This window comes from Pseudomonas sp. RT6P73 (assembly GCF_054897715.1).
Genome location: NZ_JBUBUV010000002.1, coordinates 4434260 through 4455457, shown reverse-complemented (window position 1 = coordinate 4455457; position 21198 = coordinate 4434260). Strand labels below are relative to the sequence as shown.

Here is a 21198-nt window from a genome sequence, read left to right as displayed (position 1 = left end):
GAGGTGTGCCATATCAAAGAGGGCTGGTTTAGAGGGGTTGCGCGGATCTGGTGAGCGGAAATCCGCTCATGGTGGAATGGGTGTGAGCGGAAAACTGCTTATAGGCCGGGATGTGCGTTGCCTGTGCCGGCCCATTCGCGGGCAAGCCTCGCTCCTACAGGGTTTGCGTCGTTTTCAATGTTTTCGAGCGACGCAACTACCGTAGGAGCGAGGCTTGCCCGCGAAGAGGCCGGTACAGACGCTATAAAAACATCTCGCGAGTAAGGCCATGCCGCTGCATCTTTTCATTAAAGGTCCGACGCGGCAGTTGCAGTTCTTCAAGCACCGCTTTCACATCGCCCTTATGCCGGGTCAACGCCGCACGCAGACAATGCGCTTCAAACGCTTCCTGCTGCGCCGCCAGCGACTGCCCGGGATCGATGCCAATCGGTTCAGGCTCGCCCAGCCCCAACACCTGACGTTCAGCGACGTTCGCCAATTCACGCACATTGCCCGGCCAGTCGTGGCTCAGCAGATGGCTCAACTGCGGGCCACTCAACGGTGGAAAAGTCCGGCCCAGGCGCTCGGCGGCATTCTGCGCAAACGATTCGAACAACAACGGAATGTCTTCACGCCGTTCGCGCAAGGGCGGCAGGCGCAATTCAGCCACGTTCAACCGATACGCCAGGTCTTCACGAAACCGACCGGCCCGCGCTTCATCCAGCAGATCCGGCTTGGTTGCGGCGATGATCCGCAGATCCACGCGAATGCTCTGATTGGAACCCAATCGCTCAAGCTTCTGCTCCTGCAACACCCGCAGCAGTTTCACTTGCTGGGCCAGCGGCATGCTTTCGATTTCATCGAGAAACAGCGTGCCGCCATCTGCGTATTCAAGCTTGCCGATACGCTTACCCGAAGCGCCGGTGAACGCGCCGCTCTCATGGCCGAACAGCTCGGCTTCGAACAACTGCTCGGGAATCGCTGCGCAGTTCAACGCCACAAACGGCTTGTCGGCGCGCGGCCCGAAGTCGTGCAGGCAGCGGGCGACCAGCTCTTTGCCGCTGCCGGTTTCACCCCGGATCAACACGTTGACCGGCAACGCCGCCAGATCCAGCACCTGCCGACGCAACGTCTGCAAGCCACGGGACACGCCCAGCAGCGTCGCGTCGAGTTTGGCGCGGTTGTCCGCCAGCTCATGCAGCGCGCGGTTTTCCAGCACCAGCCGGCGCTTGTCCAAGGCCCTGCGCAAACTGCTCAGCAGGGTTTCCGGGCTGAAGGGTTTTTCGAGGAAGTCATAGGCGCCGTCGCGCATCGCTTCGACCGCCATCGGCACATCGCCGTGGCCGGTCAGCAGAATCACTGGCAAGTCGGCATCGCGTCGCTGAACTTCGGCCAGCAGCTCAAGCCCGTTCATGCCGGGCATGCGCACGTCGCTGAGGATCACGCCCGGGAAATGGCTGGGCAATTGCGCCAGGCACTCGTCGGCGCGGCTGAACAACTGCACCTCGAAACCTGACAGGCTCAGCCATTGTTCAACGGCGCTGCGAATGCTGCTTTCGTCGTCGACCACCATCACTGAATTCAGCATGGGCTGTGAGCCTCCAGGTCGATGGGCAAGGTCATGGTGAACACCGCACCATTGGCATGATTGTCGGCGCTCAAGCGACCGCCCGATTCGTGAACGATGGCAAAGGATACGGCCAAGCCAAGGCCCAGGCCATCACCCACCGGTTTGGTGGTGAAGAACGGATCGAACACGTTCGGCAGATGCTCTTCGGCGATGCCGCCGCCGTTGTCGGTGACGGTCAGGCGCCAGAGTTGCTCGTCGGCTTCGAGGCGGATTTCCAGGCGTTTGCAGGGTTTGTCCTGCACTGCATCCAGCGCATTGCGCAGCAGATTGATCAACACCTGTTCCAGGCGAATCGCATCGCCGCGCACCCACGCCGGACGCGTCAGGTGCAGCACGGTGCTGACCTGCTCATCACGAAGGCGCGCGTCGAGCAATTGCAGCGATTGGTCGACCACTGCCGCCAGATCAAGACGTTCGCGCAAGCCGCTGGGACTTTTGCGAGCGAAAGTTTTCAGGTGGCCGGTGAGGGCGGCCATGCGCGTCAGCATGTCGTCCACTGGTTTCAACGCCTTGTAGGCGTCGTCGACCCGGCCGTGATCGAGCAGCAGCCTCAGAGTCGCAAGCTGCATGCGCTGGGCGGTCAGCGGCTGATTGATTTCATGGGCGAGCGCGGCGGACATCTGGCCGAGTGCCGCGAGTTTGGCCGATTGCACCAGACCGTCCTGAGCGGTGCGCAGGTCGCGGGTGCGTTCTTCCACCAATTGTTCGAGTTCTTCACGGCTGCGCTGGCGCATTTTTGCCAGGCGCCAGCGCTGGTTGAGGAACAGCAACAGAAACACCAGCGCCAGCCACAGCCCGGCAGCGGCGAGCGCGGCGTTGCGGCTGTCTTCGAACGCGACTTGCGGGCGGCGCAGCAGGTGCAAGGTCCAGCCTTCCGTGGTCAGCGGCAGGGATTCCCACAGGTAATTCGCCGTGCCGTCAGGACCGACGACGCGGGCCAGATCACTGTTGTCGTCGAAGCGCTGCAGCGATTGATAATCCAGCGGTGTCAGCGGTTGTTTGTCGTATTGGCGAGTGACCTTGAGCTCGGCGTGATCGCTGTCGCTCAAGGGCTTCAACAAGCGATAGCGCCAGCCCGGCTGGTTGGCGATGAAGATGATTCCGCGGGCGTCGCTGACCAGCAGCGTGTCGCTGCCCTGACGCCATTCGCGCTCCAGTTCCGGAAACTCCAGTTTGACCACCATCGCGCCGAGGAACTCGCCGCTGTCGCTGGTCACCGCGCTGGACAGGAAATACCCCGGAATGCCGCTGGTGACGCCCACCGCGTAAAAACGCCCGGTGCCCTGGGTGCGGGTCTGGCTGAAGTAGGGGCGAAAACCGTAGTTGTGGCCGACGTAACTGCTGGGCAACCGCCAATTGCTGGCAGCCACAGCGAGGCCGGTACGGTCGAGCAGTTCCAGGGTCGAGGACTGCGCAGCGCCGTTGATTTTTTCCAGTTTGCGGTTCAGTGCGTCCTGTTGTTCAGGCGTTACCGAGCCATTGAGCGCGGCACGAAGCTCCGGGTCCAGCGCTAGCACGGCGGGGAGGGCGCGGTAGCGATCAATCAGGGTGTGCAGGGAATTGGCGTAGAGCGCCAATTGCTGATTGGCACGCGCGGCGTCTTCGACCAGCGCCTGGCGCTCGGCGTGACGCAGGGCAAAACCGGCGGCCAGTGCGGCACCGGCGATGATCAGCAAGGTGTACAGCGTCAGGCGTAACGTGCGCGAACGAGCAAGCATGGTGTCTGAAACAATCAGCAATAGGGGCGCGCACCATAACATGCGGGCTTTGTACAGTTAGAGCTCCAACGATCAAACTCAACTGCTCATGCAGCATCTTTATTTTTGCTTCTATGGGTTCGGGATGCTTGCAGTACTTCGTTCAGAAGCCCCGTGACTTCGCTGGATTTTTCCTTCAGTGCCTCAATATCAATGCCACCGATTGCGTTGACGGAAAGTGCATTGGCCTGCTCAATTATGTTATTCATCCCTGAATCAATGGCGCCTATCAGCTCGATAATACCGCTTTCGAACTGCTCCAGTTTTGCGCTCGATTTTCCATCCGACGCCCCTAATACTTCATGGATTATTTCCGGCACACCCACCAGGACGCCGACACCGCTACTCAATGCCCCCACTGCTTCTGACGGTAAATGCCCAAGCGTCGCCTTCAATACTTCACTGGCCCCCATGGAAGTTACCTCTTTGGATAATTTCAACTGTGACTTCTGAGAACTGAGATTCATATTTTTGTATTTCGTTGCGACGTACGCTGGGAGCTCCATCGTCTTATATTCAGCTTTTTTTATGATTTTCTCCGAGGTCAGTTTGCTGGTTTTCAAGTTTACCGAGGCGCTGAGACCTGTTCGCTCAGCCACATAATCCACGGCTGCACTGACGGCAATCTTGGCCGAGAACCCGATGGCCACGCCTGCCACATTTCCGACACCCGGGGCAACTGCGCCCAAGGCTTGAGCACCCAGTCCCACGAGAATTCCTGTGCCAAAACTGAGTGCCTTCCCCGCAACGAGAACTCCCGCCCTGCGTGCTGCCGATAGGGCGATGTCCGTGCCTGACCCCATCGTTTCAATCTGTTGTCTGGCGTCCTGCGCCCGCCGCTTCGATATCCCGAGAATATTGATATGGCGGTCAATGGCGTCCGACAAACCCCTTCTGGCGACAGATAGCGCTTGCCTGGCGGCGCTGTCGGTTTTGCGTGTATCCCGTTGTTCAGGCGATTCAACAAACTGATCCATGAAGGCGCCTACCCCCAGCCCGCCGATGTCGACAAAGTTCACGGGATTGTTTTTCACGAACGCATACAGATTCAACCCATCCACATCGCCTGCCGGGTCGGGACAGACCCAGCGCTGCAACCACGGTGCGTAATATCTCGCGCCATAGTAATAAAGTCCGCTGCAGTCCATTTCCTTGCCTGAATACCGAATGGTTTTGTAATCGGCCTCCACCTCTGAACGCGCCGCCCACCACGCCGTACCGCCAAACGCGTAATAGAACTCAAGACTAATCAAGGCGCCATGGCGATCCAGTTCCATTGCGCAGGAACCCAGGTGGTCGTCGAGGCTGTAGCGCAGTTGATCAGGCTCCAGATCACCCGGGCCACCGCTGGCCCAGTGCAGGCACCGGACGCTGCCAAAGGCGAGCGGCAGAGTAATGACGTGCAACACTCGACCGTCGTCGCGGGTGTGAATGTCCAGCCCCGGCAGGTAAAGGACCTCCCGGCTGTGTGTCATTGACCGGGTGTGGGTGACGTGACGTTTGCAGACCCGTTCACCCTGGCTGTAGAGGTAGCTTTCGGTATCGTCCGCCAGGCCATTGCTGTGGGTGAGCAAGGTCACTTTTTCCAGTTGATCGCGGGCGTTCCAGGTCAGGGGTTGTGCGCCGTCCTGCAGATACAGCTGGTTGCCATGCGGGTCGAACTGCTCCTCGAAAACGGGCTCCGGGTCGCCTGTTTTCCAGCGTACGCCACGGTTACTGCCAGGATCGATGCGCATGTGCAGGGTGAAGTTATGGCCGTCGCGCTGATGGCGCAGTTCGGTCAGATTGTTGCCCGTGTCGTAGGTGAAGTATTCGGAGTAGCCATAGCGGCGGCCGGGATCGACAGGCTGAATCAGCTCTGGCAAACCGGGTTTTGGATGGGGGACTTCTGCCTCGAAACCGCTGGCGCTGATCAGCCGGTACAGTGAGTCGTAGGCAAATTCCCGATGGCCATCGATGCGCTGGTTGGCGAAGTACACCGTGGTCAGGGTGTGATCCTCGATGCGCAGGATGTTGCCCATCCGGTCATAGAAGTAGTGAAGATTCTGCTGTAAGGCCTCGTCGGGTTTACCGGACTTGAGCGTACTGAGGCGACCATCCGCGGGGCAGTACGTCCATCGGCTGATCACACCATTACCGGCCGTTTGCATCGTGATCTGGCCGGCAGCGTTGTACTGCGCATCCTGCAGGACGCATTGCGGGTCGTCAGCACTGAGTTGCAGAACAACCTGCTTGAGCTGTCCCGCAATGTCGTAGTGCATGCACTGCTGATGCCCACCCGCGTCGGTCTGGATCAGCACGTTGCCCAAAGGGCCATGAGTTCGACTGCTGCTGAAGGCGCCCGCACCAGCGATCGTTCGGGTTTCACTCAGAGCCGATCCCTGGAGGCTGAAACTTTTCAATTCGAGTGAGCCTGCTTGATCGACATGCTTGATCATCTGGCCACGCAAGTTGAAGTCGGCGTCAGCCGATGTGCCGGCATAGGTGAAGGTTTCATCGTCCGGTTTACCGTTTTCCTCAACGGCGACTACACGTAATTGATTGTCATAGGTGGTGCGCCAATGGTTGTTACGTTGGTCCCAACGTTGGAACTCTTCACCTGTCAAACCACGCAGGATCATACGTCGGCCGGCATCGACGCTGTCGATTCTGATCGCGTCGCCGGTGAGTCGATAAACATTGCTCAGATTAGGCGTCAGGGCCGTGCCGAACAGCCGTGCATCCCATTGCTCAGACAGGCTTGCGTGGGCGTCATATGTTTGTCGGGTGATGAGTGTTTCCACTTCACCACCGACCACTTGGCGCAGGTAGGCAACCTGACGGATTGGCAGGCCTCTGGGATCTGTGGCCGTAAGGTCCGGGGTTCTGGCATAAACAGTGTCGGTCATGGTTCATGCGGCCTTTTTTTGCGTTCGAGAGGCTGCGCGTGATTGCCGTGATAATAACTGATTGTCCGTGGTGCCCATCTCTTTGTAATAGGCCATGCCTTTTTGAGCGCGACTGATGTAATCGAGGGTTTTTTTAGTGGCTTGCTGCAACCCTGATCGCGTAATCGTCTGCTTGGCAAGCATGCCCCCATGGCTGATGACATCTGTGCCCAATGCATCGAAAGCCGCTTCTGCCCCAGCCCATCGTTGCTCGACAGCCCCTTTCCAATCAGCAAGCATCGTTTCGATTTTGCCAACTTTGACCGGGTCGAGCCCGTTCTTGATGTCTTCGGCTTCCACAGCCCGGGCGAACAAACTGAGGGTGGCGGGAATGATCGATATCCACGACGACATCACTCTGTTCATGATGAAATCAGGATTGAGGACTTTATTGAGTGCCGGATGGATGACTTTATTTTTTACGTCCTTCCAGCTGTTGATTGATTTTCCAACGGGCTTAGCGATACCCAATGAGCTATCGATCGCCTCAACGGACATCGTCGAGGTTTGCGGTATGAGCGGTCCCGTCATCGGTAAGCGGTTTGTTATCGGAGCTGCCACCGCACCTGCAATATCCCCGGCAATGTTGCCACCGATCAACGCATTCGGGTCCAGGAACTGGAGTGTATGAGGGACACTCGGAAGAATGTGGCTCGCCAGTTCGGTACCTACAAGTCCGGCCTCATAGCCGGCGACCCCGTTGGCTACCTCGACTACAAAATTAGCCGCCAAATTTCTTTTAAGGTTCTTTTGATGAATGATGTTGTCGATTTGTCCGAGTGTCCGCTCAGCGTGGCCACCAACGGCGGAAATAAAACCTGAATAGTTGCGAATGACGGCTTCGCCGCTTTCCTGTCCGTCGCTATCCACATAGCGCAACGGATTGTTCTTCACAAACGCATACAGATTCAGCCCGTCAACGTCCCCCGCCGGGTCAGCGCTCACCCAACGCTGCAACCAAGGCGCGTAGTAACGAGCGCCGTAGTAATAAAGCCCGCATTCATCCATTTCCTTGCCCGAATAACGGATGGTTTTATAGCTGACTTCCAGTAAAGAAACCGCCGTCAGCCAGGCGCTGCCGCAGAACGGGTAATAACCTTCATGGCTGATCAGTCGGGCGTCCTGGTCAAGTTCCATGAGGCAGGAACCCAGTTCGTCATCGAGGCTGTAGCGCAGTTGATTCTGTTCGATACCGTCGGGTTTTTTGGCGACCCAATGCAGGCAACGCACGCTGCCACGGCCACCCGGCAAGGTGATGACGTGCAGCGTTTCACCGTTGTCGCGGGTGCGGATTTCCAGTCCCGGCAAGTAGACCACTTGGTGAAAATGCGTGAGGGTCGCGGCCTGCCATTCATGGCGCTTGAACACCCGTACGCCCTGGCTGTAGCGAAAGACTTCTTCATCGTTCGTGCCGTTGTCCCTTTCAACCAGCGTCGCGCGGGTCAGTTGATCGCGGCTGTTCCAGTACAGGGGGCGTCCTGGAGCCGAGGCTTTGAGGCCGCCATTGCGGGTGAACAAGGTGTCGAAATCCGGGACAGGGTCACCTTCTTTCCAGGGCACCCCGCGGTTGCTGGTCGGGTCGATGAACATTTCGTGGGTGTAACCGCCCACCGCACGTTCATGAATCAACTTGATCAGGTTGCCGCCGGTGTCGTACTCGTATTTCTGTGTGTAGTTGAGGTGATTGTCGGGATCACTTGGCGAAGGGCGGCCGGGCAGATCAGTACTCGGGGCGGCGTCATGGCCGGTGGCGCTGGTCAGCTGATAGATCGAGTTGTAGGTGAATGCGCGGTGGCCATCGATGAGCTGGTTGGCGAAGTACACCGTTTTAAACGTCAGATCATCGATGCGCACGACGTTCCCGACCCGGTCATTCACGTACTGGAAATGCTGAAGCAGATCCTGCCCGGGCACGCCGGCCTTCAACGTGGTGAGCCGGCCATCGGCGTCGTCATAGGTCCAGGCGCTGACCACCTTGTTGCCGGCGTGTTGTTCGATGATCTGGCCGGCTGCGTTGTAGCGGGCGTCTTCAAGGACCGGCTGCCAGGCTTCGGTGGGAGCGAGCTGCAGCTGAACCTGTCGCAGCTGCCCGGCGCGGTCGTAAAACATGCGTTGCCGATGATTACCGGCATCGGTCTGGGTCAGCAGCGCACCGAGCGGGCTATAAGTCTGGCTGCTGACGAAAGTGCCGGCATCGGTGATCGTTCGGCTGTCGCGCAGCGGTTGGCCGTGCAGGCTGAAACTGCTGAAATCGACTGTGCCGGACGGATCGACTTGCCTGATCAGCTGGCCGCACAGGTTGAACGCTTTATCTGCTGTGGCATCGGCATAGCTGAAGGTTTCGACATTCGGCTGGTCGTTTTCATTCATGGCAATTACGCGCAATTGATCGTCGTAAACGCTGCGCCAATGGTTGTCCTGTGCGTCCCAGCGCCGGAGGATTTCACCGGCCAACCCTGTCAGGCTTATCCGCCAGCCGGCGTCCACGCTGTCGACCTTGAGCGGTTGCTCGGAAAGGCCATAGACGTTACTCAGATTGGGCCTGAGAGCATCGGCCAGTCGCGGGTCCCGTTGCTCCACCCTCTGCCCGATGACATTGTAGGCGCTCTGGGTGAAGAGGGTTTGCAAGGCGCCGTCGGCGACCCTGCGCAAGTATTCCATCTGGCGCACGGGCAGGCCGCGCGGGTCAATGGACGTCACCGATGGCGTGTTCCAATGCACAGAGACCGTCATGGCGTGTCGGCCTTGCTGGCCTGAGAGGACGGCTCAACATAGGTGTCATTGAAGTCCAGACTGGTCTTGTACCAGGGGTGGATGATGGTGAACGCGACGTCGCCTTTGGCGTTGATGACCTTGATCAGGCGACCCAGCACATCGTAGAAACTTCTATCGTGAGGGCCGAAATCCTTGAAGCAAGCGTCATCGATGTAGCCGTAAGCGTTGGCGAAATAGGGTCGATAGGTGCGTACGGGTAATCCCTTGTTGTTGTATTCCACGCGTTCGCTGATGCGCCAGCGCGTGGCGGCGTGCGCCATCTTTGGCTTGCCGTTTTCGATCACCAGTTTGCCGCCTTCCACGACATAGGCATCCCCCGGCTCAACCTGTTGCTGGGTTTGCAGTGGCCGTCCGAAACCGTCGAAAAACGACAGAATGATTTGAATTTGCGCAGCAATCTCATCACTTGGGTACCGGTCCGCGCTAAGGGCGACGCTGTGCACCGGGATTCGCGCGACGCTGAGCAGCGCTTCCCACAACGCCTGCTCGGCCGACGTCCGGGACTTGAGCCTGCTCAGGCGCAGTCGGGCACTGGCTCGGATGTGCAGGCTTGGCAACACGTAACCTTTAGCGGTCCATTCGTTCAGCCAGTCGAGTGTTTGCCTGACGGAGTCGGGGAGTTGGCCCATCCAGCTGAACAGGTCCTTGCGAAAGGTACTGGCGGCTTGTTGGAGCGCGTCCTCGGGGAATTCGATGGCCGTGCCCGGGCTTGCGTCGTCGGGGCGGATGTAGTCGGCGATGGGCTTGAAACCGGCGGGAGCGCCGGATTCTGTTCCGTGATGGGTGACGGTGAGCGGACCGGACGGGTCGTAAAGGGCTTCTTCATCGTTGCCGTTGGGATCGGTGATGCACAGCGATTGCAACGAGCAATAGTCAAACTCGGCGCTCGTGATGCAACCATCCGGCCGCGTAACGCTGATGAGCATCAGGCTGTAGTCATCGTACTGCGCCCTGGTAATGCCGTGGCTGAGCGTTTCGTTGTATTCCATCACCCTGTAGAAGTGATCGAGGTCTGCGTAGCTGGCAAACGTGTATAAGGCGGACCAAAGATTTCGCTGTTTATCCTCTTCTTCGTCCGCCTCTTTATCCGTACCAAGAAACAGCTTCATAAACAGATAGCCAATCTTCGTCAGCTCTTCCCGGATATCGATCGGTGGATCGACGTCGCCGTAAACGTCCAGCGCTGTCTTGTTCAGTTGCGCGATTTCCATCGCCCCCCTCAAGGCCTCGAATCCGGCAGTGCCTTCAGGTAACGATTCGTTGCTCGTATTGACGTAGCGTTGCACCGATTGCGATGTCAACTCCCGCTGAGCCACCCATTCGGCTGATGCGAACAGTTCGAGAAACTGCTCATACGAAATCCCCTGCGGTTCAAGACCTCCCGCGGCTGGTTTCTTGGGCAATACCAGAGCATTGCCACGTTGCCGCCAGGGCAGGCCGAGCCTCCAGCCTTGCAGGTCAGCCAGGTGAATAAACTCGCCGCGGGTTTCGCTCAAATAGTAAAACTGCTGAGCCGGATCATGGGCATCAGTCCACCATTTCCTTTCATCGACATCAGTAAACGGTGGCTCGTCGTTCTCGGTCCGGCGCCGGGCATAGCTGACCGTGATGCTGTGGGTCGTCAGCCCATAGGCGTCCCGGCTCAAGTGGAGGACATGACGGCACAGCGGGTCTGTGACAAAACGCTCGTAGTGGTAGCTGATTTCTTCCAGCGGCGACGCCAGCAACACCGCATCGGGATAGTATTCGCCGCGCTCGCGCACTTCACGGATGATGTATCGGTTCTCGACAACCAGGAAGGGAAACGCCGGGAGCTGGTCATCCGCGGCATAGGTTTCCACTCTGAGTACTGAGCCTGCGAGGGCTCGGGCGATTTCGTGAGCGGCGGCTTCATCGGCAGGCGTAATGAGTTCTTCGTATTCGTCGCTCGGGTGATAACGACAAAACAGCGTGTCGCCCGGCGGATGTGCTTCATCATCAAGATCGAAGTAACCGTCGCGAGGCATATCGATCTGCCTGCCGGTATGAAACCAGGTGCGCACCAATGCCGGGTCGGTGAAGCTTTCGTCTTCGCCCGAGCCGGTTTCGCTGTCGGTCTGGTCCAGCCGCCCGAAGCCACGCAATTCCCGGTCCTGAGGGTCGTACCAGGCCTCGAAGTAACTGAAAAACTGATTCAGGCAATTGCCGGTAATTTCATCCCGCTGGGTTTGCTGGCTGACCACTTGCAGAGCGAAAGGCAGGTGACAGACCGGCAGGCGCTTGAGCTTGAGAATCTGCTGTTTTTCGTCCAGCCAGTACTGCGCCGAACTTCTATGCACCACCTCGGTTCTGCACCCCATGTTGTTATTGCTGGCGATCATCAAGTACGGCTTGGTGCTGACAAAGTCATAGCGCCAGTGTCGAGGCTTCATGTGCGGCACGGTGAGGATCAGGCTGGCACAGCCCAGGCCTTGCAGGTCGGCGAAAGTGACCTGGCACAGGTTGTCGTAACGCACGCCTTCGGGCCAGGGCACCGAAATGGGCGTTTGTTCAAACCCATTGCCGCCGTGGTTGAGGTAAATGTCAAAGCCATCGGAATTCAGATAAATGAGCTCGGAAGCACCGTCTCCGTTCAGATCCGCGATCCGCACCCGCGCGGCGTCGAACGTTGCATACTCGAAACGCGGGCTACTGATGACGAAGCTCGTGCCGAACTTTCCGTGGCCCAGGTTTGGCCAGCATCTGATTTCGTTGTGACGAATGCGGCACAACTCTGGCATGTCGCTGCCCAGCAGATTGCTTAAAGCCACCAATTCGTTGCGTGAGTCGCTGAACAATGGCAAGCGGTCGTCTGCCGGCTCATGAGTTACATCCTCGCCCTTGGCAAAGCCGTCTGCACGCTGATTGGCGTAAAGGCGCACGGAGTTGGGACCGATCAGCACCAGCGAGCTGAGACCTTCGCCCGTCAAATCGCCCAGCTGCGAAAGGAGGTTGAAAAACTCGATCGGGAAGGCTGAAAACGGTATGAAGCCTGACCAGGTGCGATCCGGGTTCAGCGTATAAAAACCACACATTCCGGGTTGGGCGATAATCCAGTCCAGACGACCGTCGCCGGTCATATCCATGAGGGCTTGATGCGAGGGTTTATTGCGGTCGGCCACCGGGATTTTCGTCAGCGCTGTCCACGGTCCGTAGTGGATGTCGTCGGGGCCTGTGGTGGCACGCAAGGGCTCGCGGTAGTACCAGCATTGGTCATAGCGACACAGAAAACCCGGCAGGCCTTCACCGAACAGGTCGACGCATTGATAGAGTCCGCCGTCTTCGATACCCGGCATGTTCTCGAACGGGAAGAAGGCACTCGGCTCTGTATTGAGTTCGAAAGTTGAATAGTCGAACTCCACCGGCGGCATGTTCTCCACGGTGCCGCTGGCGTCATACGCCTGATAATGTGCGGCCGCGATCAGGTTAAAGGGCAAGGGGGCTGTGTTGGCCGTGTACTCCAGCAGCAAGCGACGGACCAGCACCTGTTCGGCACCCAGTTCCGGAAACTGGTGAAACATCAGCACTTGCTGACAGAGGCGGCGAGTGCCCACTTCGAAGCCCTGTCGATAGGACGAGAAGGGGTCGTTGCGGATCAGCCAGGGCTTGAGCGTCGAGCCGTCATAGACAGGTTTTTCAGTCAGGTCCTGCGTGCGTTCGCCGTAGTCGAACACCAGGTGGAAATGCCAGGCAGGCGTCGGCGTTGCCGGCGTGTTCCAGCCATACAATTGGTCGTACGCCGCGACATTGCCATACAGCACGCGATGCAAATAGCGCTGAGCCCGATAGTCATGGGGGGCAGACTCTTCGTCAGGGTCATCGTCTTTGAGGTATTCGAAGCAGATATGCTCGCCCCGGGCATTCATGCTCTCCTGCAACAACCAGGCAACAATCCGCTCGGGATTGAGTGGGTCAGCCTTGCGGGTACTCTCGATTTTGCCGAACAGATGCAGGCTGCCATCGGCCCCATGCACCAACCAGAAACCTTCGGGGGTCGTATCGGAGCGCCAGAATTCGATCAGATTAAACGTGCTTTCCACCCGTGGCCAATATCGCACCACGCTGTGCTTGCCAACGGGCATGCCACGGTATTCAGAGATTTCACTTTTCTTGATCTCACCGTTGGCGTCGCGCTCAGCCATCATCTCCTCGCCCGAGGGGGCAAGGCACACATCACCTTCGGTATAACGCGGTACACCTTTGCTGGTCTGGCGGGTGATGGCGCTGAGGTTCAACTGCCAACCGATGCCGAACGGTCCGTTGCCCGACTGGCTGCTGTAACTCAAGGAGGGATCGGGATCCCAGCCGCGTCCGGGGGACAACGGCAGCGACAGCTTGAAGGAAGCAGCTCCCGTCCAGCCGACCTTGCCCCATTCCTTACCGATCGTGGCGATCGAAGCACTCTTGGTTATAGAGGGTTCGTTAATTATCGGGGACGCTTGGTCTTCCATGGAGCTGATCCTGTTTTGGCCTGGCGCACGCCCGTGGCAACGGTGTCGCTTGATGCATCAGACGCTAACAAGAGGGGCGCCGTACGTAACCTGTCAGATCTGACAGGTCAGGACGGTTTTTCTATATCAAATGGCTTTAAACGGAGGGGTTTTAATGCCATTGGTGTTTTTCGTAAGCAAAAAAACGGCCGGGTCGTCCATTCAGACGAGCCGGCCGTATTTGGAAGTTGAAGCGCTTATTGCACTTCGACCGCCAGGCTTTCACTGATCTTTTGCTGCCAGATGGCAGGACCGGTGATGTGAACCGACTCACCCTTGCTGTCCACTGCAACGGTCACCGGCATGTCTTTCACATCGAACTCGTAGATCGCTTCCATGCCCAGTTCGGCGAACGCCACCACGCGGGATTTCTTGATGGCTTGCGCCACCAGGTAAGCCGCGCCGCCCACCGCCATCAAGTAAACGGCTTTGTGGTCCTTGATCGCTTCGATTGCGGTCGGGCCGCGCTCGGATTTGCCGATCATGCCCAGCAGGCCGGTTTGCTCGAGGATCTGACGGGTGAACTTGTCCATCCGCGTCGCGGTGGTCGGGCCAGCAGGGCCCACCACTTCTTCGCGCACTGGATCAACCGGGCCGACGTAGTAGATGAAGCGACCTTTGAGGTCCACCGGCAGGGTTTCACCCTTGTTCAGCATCTCGACCATGCGCTTGTGCGCGGCGTCGCGACCGGTGAGCATTTTGCCGTTGAGCAGGACGGTTTCGCCCGGCTTCCAGCTCTGCACGTCTTCCGGGGTCAGGGTGTCGAGGTTGACGCGACGGGCCGACGGGCCGGCTTCCCAGACGATTTCCGGGTAGGCGTCCAGCGGTGGCGCTTCCAGGGAGGCCGGGCCGGAACCGTCTAGCACGAAGTGCGCGTGACGGGTGGCGGCGCAGTTCGGGATCATGCACACCGGCAACGAAGCGGCGTGGGTCGGGTAATCCATGATCTTCACGTCGAGCACGGTGGTCAGGCCACCCAGGCCCTGGGCGCCGATGCCCAGTTGGTTGACCTTCTCGAACAGCTCCAGGCGCATCTCTTCGATACGGTTGGACGGGCCGCGCTTTTTCAGCTCGTGAATGTCGATGGATTCCATCAACACTTCCTTGGCCATGACCGCGGCTTTCTCGGCGGTGCCGCCGATGCCGATGCCCAGCATGCCCGGTGGGCACCAGCCGGCGCCCATGGTCGGAACAGTCTTCAACACCCAGTCGACGATCGAGTCGGACGGGTTGAGCATGGCCATTTTCGACTTGTTCTCGGAACCGCCGCCCTTGGCCGCCACGTCCACTTCCACGGTGTTACCCGGAACGATGGAGTAGTGGATCACGGCCGGGGTGTTGTCCTTGGTGTTTTTACGAGCGCCCGCCGGGTCGGCGAGGATCGAGGCACGCAGGACGTTTTCCGGCAGGTTGTAAGCCCGGCGCACGCCTTCGTTGATCATGTCGTCCAGGCCCATGGTGGCGCCATCCCAACGCACGTCCATGCCCACGCGGACGAAGACGGTAACGATGCCGGTGTCCTGGCAGATCGGGCGGTGGCCGGTGGCGCACATGCGCGAGTTGATCAGGATTTGCGCCATCGAATCGCGAGCTGCCGGCGATTCTTCGCGCAGGTAGGCCTCGTGCATCGCCTGGATGAAGTCAACGGGGTGGTAATAGGAAATGAACTGCAGGGCGTCGGCAACGCTCTGAATCAGGTCGTCTTGCTTGATCACGGTCATGAGTCGCGCTCCTCTAAAAGACGGGAACATTCAATAAGGTGCTTGCAGCTTGGGTGCATCGGTCGGTTGCAAGCACCTTTCAAGGCACGCCGGGGCAGCTGGCGCGACGCTAAAAAGGCGCGGCAGTATACCGCGCCTCGGTTCCGGGCACACCCGCCGGTAGTCAATCGTTGGTCGCATAACACCGCGACCTCTGTAGCAGCTGGCGAAGCCTGCGTTCGGCGGCGAAGCCGTCGTGAAATCGGGCACCTCGGTGTGTCAGACCGACCATAACCACAGGATTTACGACTGCTTCGCAGCCGGACGCAGGCTTCGCCAGCTGCTACAAGGACCGTGGCAAGGACCTGGATTCAGGCGAAAACGGGACATGCTTTTGACGCCAGTTTTCTGCCCCGAAAATTGAATGGTCATTTATCAGACAGCCCACTAAAGTGGCATTCGGTCTGTAGAGTAGGACACTCGATCAGCCTCCTTTCGCACGGTGAGTCAACGATTGACCCATAACGCCATCCAACGGCTTTTGCTCAAACGCTTTGCCCTCGCTGCCGGCACGTACGCCCTGGCTTTGGTATTGCTGTGGCTGGCGTTTTTCACCGGGCATTACGATGAACCGCTGGCCAGCGTGGCCATCGGCAGTGCGCTGGTGGTGATCACTCAGGGGGCGTTGTTCGCGTTGTTTTACACCGGTTGCAACCTGCGGTTTTCCGACCCGAGCCTGACCGAAGCGCAAGTGTTGATGGGCCTGGGCTGGCAGACATGGCTGATTGCCAATCTGGATGAGGCACGCGGCGCGTTTCTGGTGTTCTACCTGTTGATCATGTTGTTCGGGCTGTTCCATCTTTCGCGTCGTGCGTTTGTGCGCTGTGCGTTGCTGGTGTTTTTCAGTTTCAGCTCGATCACGCTGTGGGAGGGTTACCACTTCCAGTTGCCCGACCCGGCGCTCGCCGCGTTGCAGGTGTGCGTGCTGTTTATCGTGCTGATCTGGCTGGAGCTTTATGCCCGTTACGTCCAGGCTTCGCGCCAGCGGATGCGCCAACGACGGTTTGCCTTGCAGGCGCATCAGGACACCCTGCGCGGGATGATGCGCCAGCTCGAAGACCTGGTCGCCACCGACGAACTCACCGGGCTGTTCAACCGCCGGCATTTCCTGCGCCTGGCCTCCCGCGAGCTGAACGCGATGGAAGCGGGCGTGGTGCATGGCCTGGCGTTGATCGACCTCGACCACTTCAAACGCATCAACGACGTTCACGGCCACGCCGCGGGCGATCAAGTGCTGCAAGCCTTTGCCGGCGTGGCCACTGCCTGCCTGCGCGAGGGTGATGTGCTGGCCCGTTATGGCGGCGAAGAATTCGTGGTGCTGTTGCCCGACTGCAACGCCGAACGCCTGACGTCCTGTTGTGAGCGGCTGCGCATTGCGTTCACCGATGTCGAACTGATCGGCCTCAACGTCGCCCATCTCAGTTTGTCTGCCGGCATGACCTTGCTGGAGCTGGGCGATGATCTCGACGACGCCTTGCAACGCGCCGATCAGGCGCTGTACCGCGCCAAGCGTGACGGTCGCAATCGTTGCGCGGCGGCGTGGGAGAACGTCGATGCCTGAGTTGCGCGTCGGCGAGCGTCACTGGTCGGTGGCGCCGGGTAGCAACCTGCTCGATGCCCTGAATCAGAACGGAGTGGCCGTGCCCTACAGCTGCCGCGCCGGCAGTTGCCATGCGTGCCTGGTGCAATGTGTTCAAGGCTTGCCCAGTGACAGCCGTCCCGATGCCTTGAGCGCTGATCAGCGTCAGCAAGGCTGGCGACTGGCATGTCAGTGTCAGGTGGTTGAGGACTTGCAGGTGCATACCTTCGATCCGCAAGTCGATGGCCGCCCGGCGCAGGTCGCGGCGGTCGATTGGTTGAGCACCAGCGTGCTGCGTTTGCGCCTGACACCGGAGCGACCGTTGCGCTACCGCGCCGGGCAACATCTGGTGTTGTGGACGGGCAACGTGGCACGGCCTTACTCCTTGGCGAGCCTGCCGGAAGAAGACCGTTTTCTGGAATTCCACCTCGATTGCCGGCAGCCGGGTGAATTCAGCGACGCAGCCCGTCAGTTGAAAATCGGCGACCCGATCCGCCTCGGCGAGCTGCGCGGCGGAGCGTTGCAATACGACCCGGACTGGAACACCCGGCCACTGTGGCTGATGGCCGCCGGCACCGGGTTGGGGCCGTTGTTCGGTGTGCTGCGCGAAGCGTTGCGTCAGGATCACCAAGGCGCCATCCGCGTCATTCACCTCGCCCATGATGCCAGCGAGCATTACCTGGCCAAACCCCTGCAAGCCATGTGCGATGTGCGTGAAAACCTCAGCCTCGAATGCTGGACCCCGGCCGAGTTGCCACAAGCGTTGGCGCAACTGCGGCTTGTTTCCCGGCAAACCCTGGCCTTAGTCTGCGGAGCCCCCGACAGTGTCGACGCCTTCGCCCGGCGTTTGTACCTGGCCGGATTGCCGCGCAACCAACTGCTGGCGGATGTCTTTGTTCCCCGTGGTTGAGCGCTGATTTTGTGGCGAGCGAGCTTGCTCCGGGCGGCGTTCCGACGTTGGGCTGCGCAGCGGCCCCAAAATTTTGTGAGCGCTGCGCACTCAAGCGCGAGCAAGCTCGCTCGCCACAGTTGATCCTCTCAGAACAGGACTCGCCATGATCGATGCCATCCAGCTTGAACGCGAACGCGGCCTGCTGACCCTGCGCCTGAACCGTCCCGACAAGAAAAACGCCCTGACCCGCGCCATGTACAGCCATCTGGCCGACGCGCTGAAACAGGCGGATGCCGACCCCGAAATCAACGCCGTGCTGATCACCGGCAGCGCCGAGTGCTTCACCGCCGGCAACGACATCGCCGACTTCATCCAGCAACCGCCGAGCAACCTCGACAGCCCGGTGTTCCACTTCATGCTCAACTTGCTGGAATGCCGCAAACCGGTGATCGCCGCCGTGGCGGGCGCGGCGGTGGGGATTGGCACGACGATGCTGCTGCATTGCGATCTGGTGTATGTCAGTCGTGATGCACGGTTGCGGATGCCGTTCGTGAATCTCGGGTTATGTCCTGAGTTTGGTTCCAGCTTGCTTTTGCCGCGATTACTGGGCCACGCCAAGGCAGCGGAGTTGCTTCTACTTGGCGAGAGCTTCAGCGGTGAACAGGCCGCCGCTTGGGGCATTGCGACCGAAGCGTTGGGCAGTGGCGAAGAGGCATTGGCCAAGGCGCGGGAAATGGCGTTGCGGTTCGAATCATTGCCACCGGAAGCGGTGCGCATCAGCAAACAATTGATGAAAGCCCCGGACCGGGAGTTGATGCGCAAAGTGATCGAAGAAGAGGGCGCGTTGTTCACCCAAAGGTTGCGTTCGCCTGAGGCGATGGCGGCGTTGTCGGCCTTTATCAGCAGGCATTAAGTTCTGTGGTGACCGGGCCGGCCTCTTCGCGGGCAAGCCCGCTCCCACAGGTTTTGTGTTGAATCCAATTTTGTGGGCAAACTCAATCCCTGTGGGAGCGGGCTTGCCCGCGAAGATGTCAGTCCAGTCACCGCATCTTCAGGATCAGAAACCAAAACCACAGGCTTTGTGTTGCGCTCCTGTTTTGTGGGCCAACTCAATCCTTGTGGGAGCGAGCCTGCTCGCGAAGAGGGCCGCCCAGACAACACACCTGCCGGATCAGAAACCAAAAAGCCCCGCCATTCACATGGCGGGGCTTTTGTTTTTCAGCAACCGGTCACTCAGACCATCGGGTCGCCAACGTGCAGGATTTTCATCCCGTTGGTGCCGCCGATGGTGTGGTAGCTGTCGCCCTTGGTCAGGATGACCCAGTCGCCTTTCTCCACGACGCCGCGCTTGAGCAACTCGTCGATCGCGGCCTGGCTGACTTGCTCAGGCGGCAGCGATGCCGGGTCGAACGGGACGGTGTAGACGCCGCGGAACATGGCCGCGCGGGCCTGGGTTTCGCGGTGCGGGGAGAACGCGTAGATCGGCACCGAAGAACGGATGCGCGACATGATCAACGGCGTGTAGCCACTTTCGGTCAAGGCGATGATCGCCTTCACGCCCGGGAAGTGGTTGGCGGTGTACATGGCCGCCAGGGCGATGCTCTGGTCGCAGCTTTCGAAGACCTTGCCGATGCGGTGGCTGGAGGTCTTGCTGGTCGGGTGCTTTTCAGCCCCGACGCAGATGCGCGCCATCGCTTGCACGGCTTCCAGCGGGTACAGGCCGGCAGCACTTTCTGCCGAGAGCATCACGGCGTCGGTGTAGTCGAGCACGGCGTTGGCCACGTCGGACACTTCGGCGCGGGTCGGCATCGGGTTCTGGATCATCGACTCCATCATCTGGGTCGCGACGATCACAGCCTTGTTGTGGCGGCGTGCGTGCAGAATGATTTTCTTCTGGATGCCCACCAGCTCGGCGTCGCCGATTTCCACGCCGAGGTCACCACGAGCAACCATGACCGCGTCGGAGGCTTTGATCAGCGCATCGAGGGTGTCGTCGTCGGCCACGGCTTCGGCGCGTTCGATCTTCGCCACCAGCCAGGCAGTACCGCCGGCTTCGTCGCGCAGTTGACGGGCGTATTCCATGTCGGCAGCGTCACGCGGGAAGGACACAGCGAGGTAGTCGACCTGCATTTCGGCAGCGAGCTTGATGTCGGCCTTGTCTTTCTCGGTCAGGGCCGGCGCTGTCAGGCCACCGCCACGACGGTTGATGCCTTTATGGTCGGACAGCGGGCCGCCGATCAGCACGGTGCAGTTCAGTTCGGTGGCGGTGGCGGTATCAACGCGCATCACCACACGGCCGTCGTCGAGCAGCAGCTCGTCGCCCACGCCGCAGTCCTTGACCAGGTCCGGGTAGTCGATGCCGACCACTTGCTGATTGCCTTCGGTCAGAGAATGGCTGGTGGAGAAGGTGAATTGATCACCGATCTTCAGCTCGATCTTCTTGTTGGCGAATTTGGCGATACGGATTTTCGGGCCTTGCAGGTCACCCAGCAGGGCAACGAAGCGGCCGTGCTTGGCGGCGAGGTCACGCACCAGCTTCGCGCGAGCCTTGTGCTCGTCGGGGGTGCCGTGGGAGAAGTTCAGGCGGGCGACGTCCAGGCCAGCCAGAATCAGCTGTTCGAGAACTTCCGGCGAGTTACTGGCCGGGCCAAGGGTAGCGACGATTTTGGTACGACGGACGGACATGCAAAGACTCCTGAGTTCAAGCGCTGAGTGAGGCTACTATGCTCCGGGGATGTAGTCATTGTTCGTTTGCACTACTTATTCGTTTTTATCTTGAAACGAACATTCTTGAAAATGGTGATGTCGATTTACCGTCTGTCGGAACTGTTATTTCTTACAGCTAGGCGCAGGGGGCGGGGGCGGATTGAATGCTCTGGAACCTCGTCAAACGGTGACGGGGCAAGGAGATGAAAATATGTCCACGGAAAAAAATCAGGTGCCTGTTCCGGTAATTCTTGAACCGGTGGAAGGCTCCCTTGTGACACACCCGGTTTGGGTACGTGGAACCGCTGAGGCAGGTGGCACGGTTCGCGTCGTCAAGGCAAATGGAAGCGTGTTTTTTTTTGAATATCAGGTGGGCGGAGACGGTCGGTGGGAAGGCGATCTACCCAAGGACCTGAACGGCAAAGTTGATATTGCAGTTTGCTTGATCAAGGGGAATGAATCCTCTGCTTGGGTGGGACGAAAATTCTCGGTCGAATGACCTTGAGCCACCTTCAATTCAATAGCCTATTGAGCTCTTCGGTTCAGTAGGCTTTTTTTCGCCTGAAGAAGTGCGTTCTTTGAGTTTTTACCCCACTTTTATCCAGCGAAACCGTCGCCTCGCGGCTGTCGCTGCCACTACACTCCATGTTCATTATCAGAATCCTGAAGATTTTCGCCAACGGGT

11 protein-coding genes are annotated in these 21198 nt (G+C 59.2%); 4 read left to right on the top strand and 7 right to left on the bottom strand.

Annotated features, from left to right (window positions below; genetic code table 11):
• Positions 1-241 precede the first annotated feature (241 nt).
• The 6 genes from ACYZT6_RS20775 to ACYZT6_RS20750 form a co-directional block, all read right to left on the bottom strand.
• The gene (locus tag ACYZT6_RS20775; RefSeq protein WP_462028440.1) at positions 242-1567 is read right to left on the bottom strand and encodes a sigma-54-dependent transcriptional regulator; all 1326 of its coding nucleotides are present in this window, start codon (positions 1565-1567) and stop codon (positions 242-244) included.
• A complete protein-coding gene (locus ACYZT6_RS20770) occupies positions 1561-3327 on the bottom strand; it encodes a sensor histidine kinase (RefSeq protein WP_462028439.1) in 1767 nt (588 codons plus the stop codon). Before ACYZT6_RS20770 ends, ACYZT6_RS20775 begins: the two co-directional genes overlap by 7 nt.
• 86 nt (positions 3328-3413) lie before the next feature.
• A complete protein-coding gene (locus ACYZT6_RS20765) occupies positions 3414-6254 on the bottom strand; it encodes an RHS repeat domain-containing protein (protein WP_462028438.1) in 2841 nt (946 codons plus the stop codon).
• A gap of 3 nt (positions 6255-6257) precedes the next feature.
• Positions 6258-9026 (bottom strand): RHS repeat-associated core domain-containing protein, encoded by a 2769-nt coding sequence (locus tag ACYZT6_RS20760; RefSeq protein WP_462028437.1) that lies wholly within the window; start codon positions 9024-9026, stop codon positions 6258-6260.
• Positions 9023-13537: a SpvB/TcaC N-terminal domain-containing protein gene (locus tag ACYZT6_RS20755; protein WP_462028436.1), complete on the bottom strand. Its 4515-nt coding sequence runs from the start codon at positions 13535-13537 to the stop codon at positions 9023-9025. Before ACYZT6_RS20755 ends, ACYZT6_RS20760 begins: the two co-directional genes overlap by 4 nt.
• Before the next feature lie 236 nt (positions 13538-13773).
• Positions 13774-15297: a fumarate hydratase gene (locus tag ACYZT6_RS20750; RefSeq protein WP_131062231.1), complete on the bottom strand. Its 1524-nt coding sequence runs from the start codon at positions 15295-15297 to the stop codon at positions 13774-13776.
• 493 nt (positions 15298-15790) lie between these two features.
• On the opposite strand from ACYZT6_RS20750, the gene ACYZT6_RS20745 reads away from it, so the two are divergent.
• The 3 genes from ACYZT6_RS20745 (at position 15791) to ACYZT6_RS20735 (ending at position 18720) form a co-directional block, all read left to right on the top strand.
• The gene (locus ACYZT6_RS20745; RefSeq protein ID WP_462028435.1) at positions 15791-16897 is read left to right on the top strand and encodes a GGDEF domain-containing protein; all 1107 of its coding nucleotides are present in this window, start codon (positions 15791-15793) and stop codon (positions 16895-16897) included.
• Positions 16890-17825, top strand: a complete 936-nt coding sequence (locus ACYZT6_RS20740) for an iron-sulfur-binding ferredoxin reductase (RefSeq protein WP_462028434.1) — start codon at positions 16890-16892, stop codon at positions 17823-17825. The genes ACYZT6_RS20745 and ACYZT6_RS20740 overlap by 8 nt, the downstream gene beginning before the upstream one ends.
• 145 nt (positions 17826-17970) lie before the next feature.
• Positions 17971-18720 carry an enoyl-CoA hydratase-related protein gene (locus tag ACYZT6_RS20735; protein ID WP_462028433.1) on the top strand — a complete coding sequence of 250 codons (750 nt, stop codon included), beginning with the start codon at positions 17971-17973 and terminating at the stop codon, positions 18718-18720.
• Positions 18721-19040: 320 nt separating this feature from the next.
• On the opposite strand, the gene pyk is transcribed toward ACYZT6_RS20735, so the two are convergent.
• The gene (gene pyk / locus ACYZT6_RS20730) at positions 19041-20492 is read right to left on the bottom strand and encodes a pyruvate kinase (protein WP_462028432.1); all 1452 of its coding nucleotides are present in this window, start codon (positions 20490-20492) and stop codon (positions 19041-19043) included.
• Between the two features lie 232 nt (positions 20493-20724).
• On the opposite strand from pyk, the gene ACYZT6_RS20725 reads away from it, so the two are divergent.
• The gene (locus ACYZT6_RS20725; protein WP_462028431.1) at positions 20725-21012 is read left to right on the top strand and encodes a hypothetical protein; all 288 of its coding nucleotides are present in this window, start codon (positions 20725-20727) and stop codon (positions 21010-21012) included.
• Positions 21013-21198 lie beyond the last annotated feature (186 nt).

Coding starts and splice junctions, on each gene's coding strand:
- ACYZT6_RS20750 (WP_131062231.1), bottom strand. CDS start 15,297: ATGACCGTGATCAAGCAAGACGACCTGATTCAGAGCGTTGCCGACGCC.
- ACYZT6_RS20770 (WP_462028439.1), bottom strand. CDS start 3,327: ATGCTTGCTCGTTCGCGCACGTTACGCCTGACGCTGTACACCTTGCTG.
- ACYZT6_RS20740 (WP_462028434.1), top strand. CDS start 16,890: ATGCCTGAGTTGCGCGTCGGCGAGCGTCACTGGTCGGTGGCGCCGGGT.
- pyk (WP_462028432.1), bottom strand. CDS start 20,492: ATGTCCGTCCGTCGTACCAAAATCGTCGCTACCCTTGGCCCGGCCAGT.
- ACYZT6_RS20735 (WP_462028433.1), top strand. CDS start 17,971: ATGATCGATGCCATCCAGCTTGAACGCGAACGCGGCCTGCTGACCCTG.
- ACYZT6_RS20755 (WP_462028436.1), bottom strand. CDS start 13,537: ATGGAAGACCAAGCGTCCCCGATAATTAACGAACCCTCTATAACCAAG.
- ACYZT6_RS20760 (WP_462028437.1), bottom strand. CDS start 9,026: ATGACGGTCTCTGTGCATTGGAACACGCCATCGGTGACGTCCATTGAC.
- ACYZT6_RS20775 (WP_462028440.1), bottom strand. CDS start 1,567: ATGCTGAATTCAGTGATGGTGGTCGACGACGAAAGCAGCATTCGCAGC.
- ACYZT6_RS20765 (WP_462028438.1), bottom strand. CDS start 6,254: ATGACCGACACTGTTTATGCCAGAACCCCGGACCTTACGGCCACAGAT.
- ACYZT6_RS20725 (WP_462028431.1), top strand. CDS start 20,725: ATGTCCACGGAAAAAAATCAGGTGCCTGTTCCGGTAATTCTTGAACCG.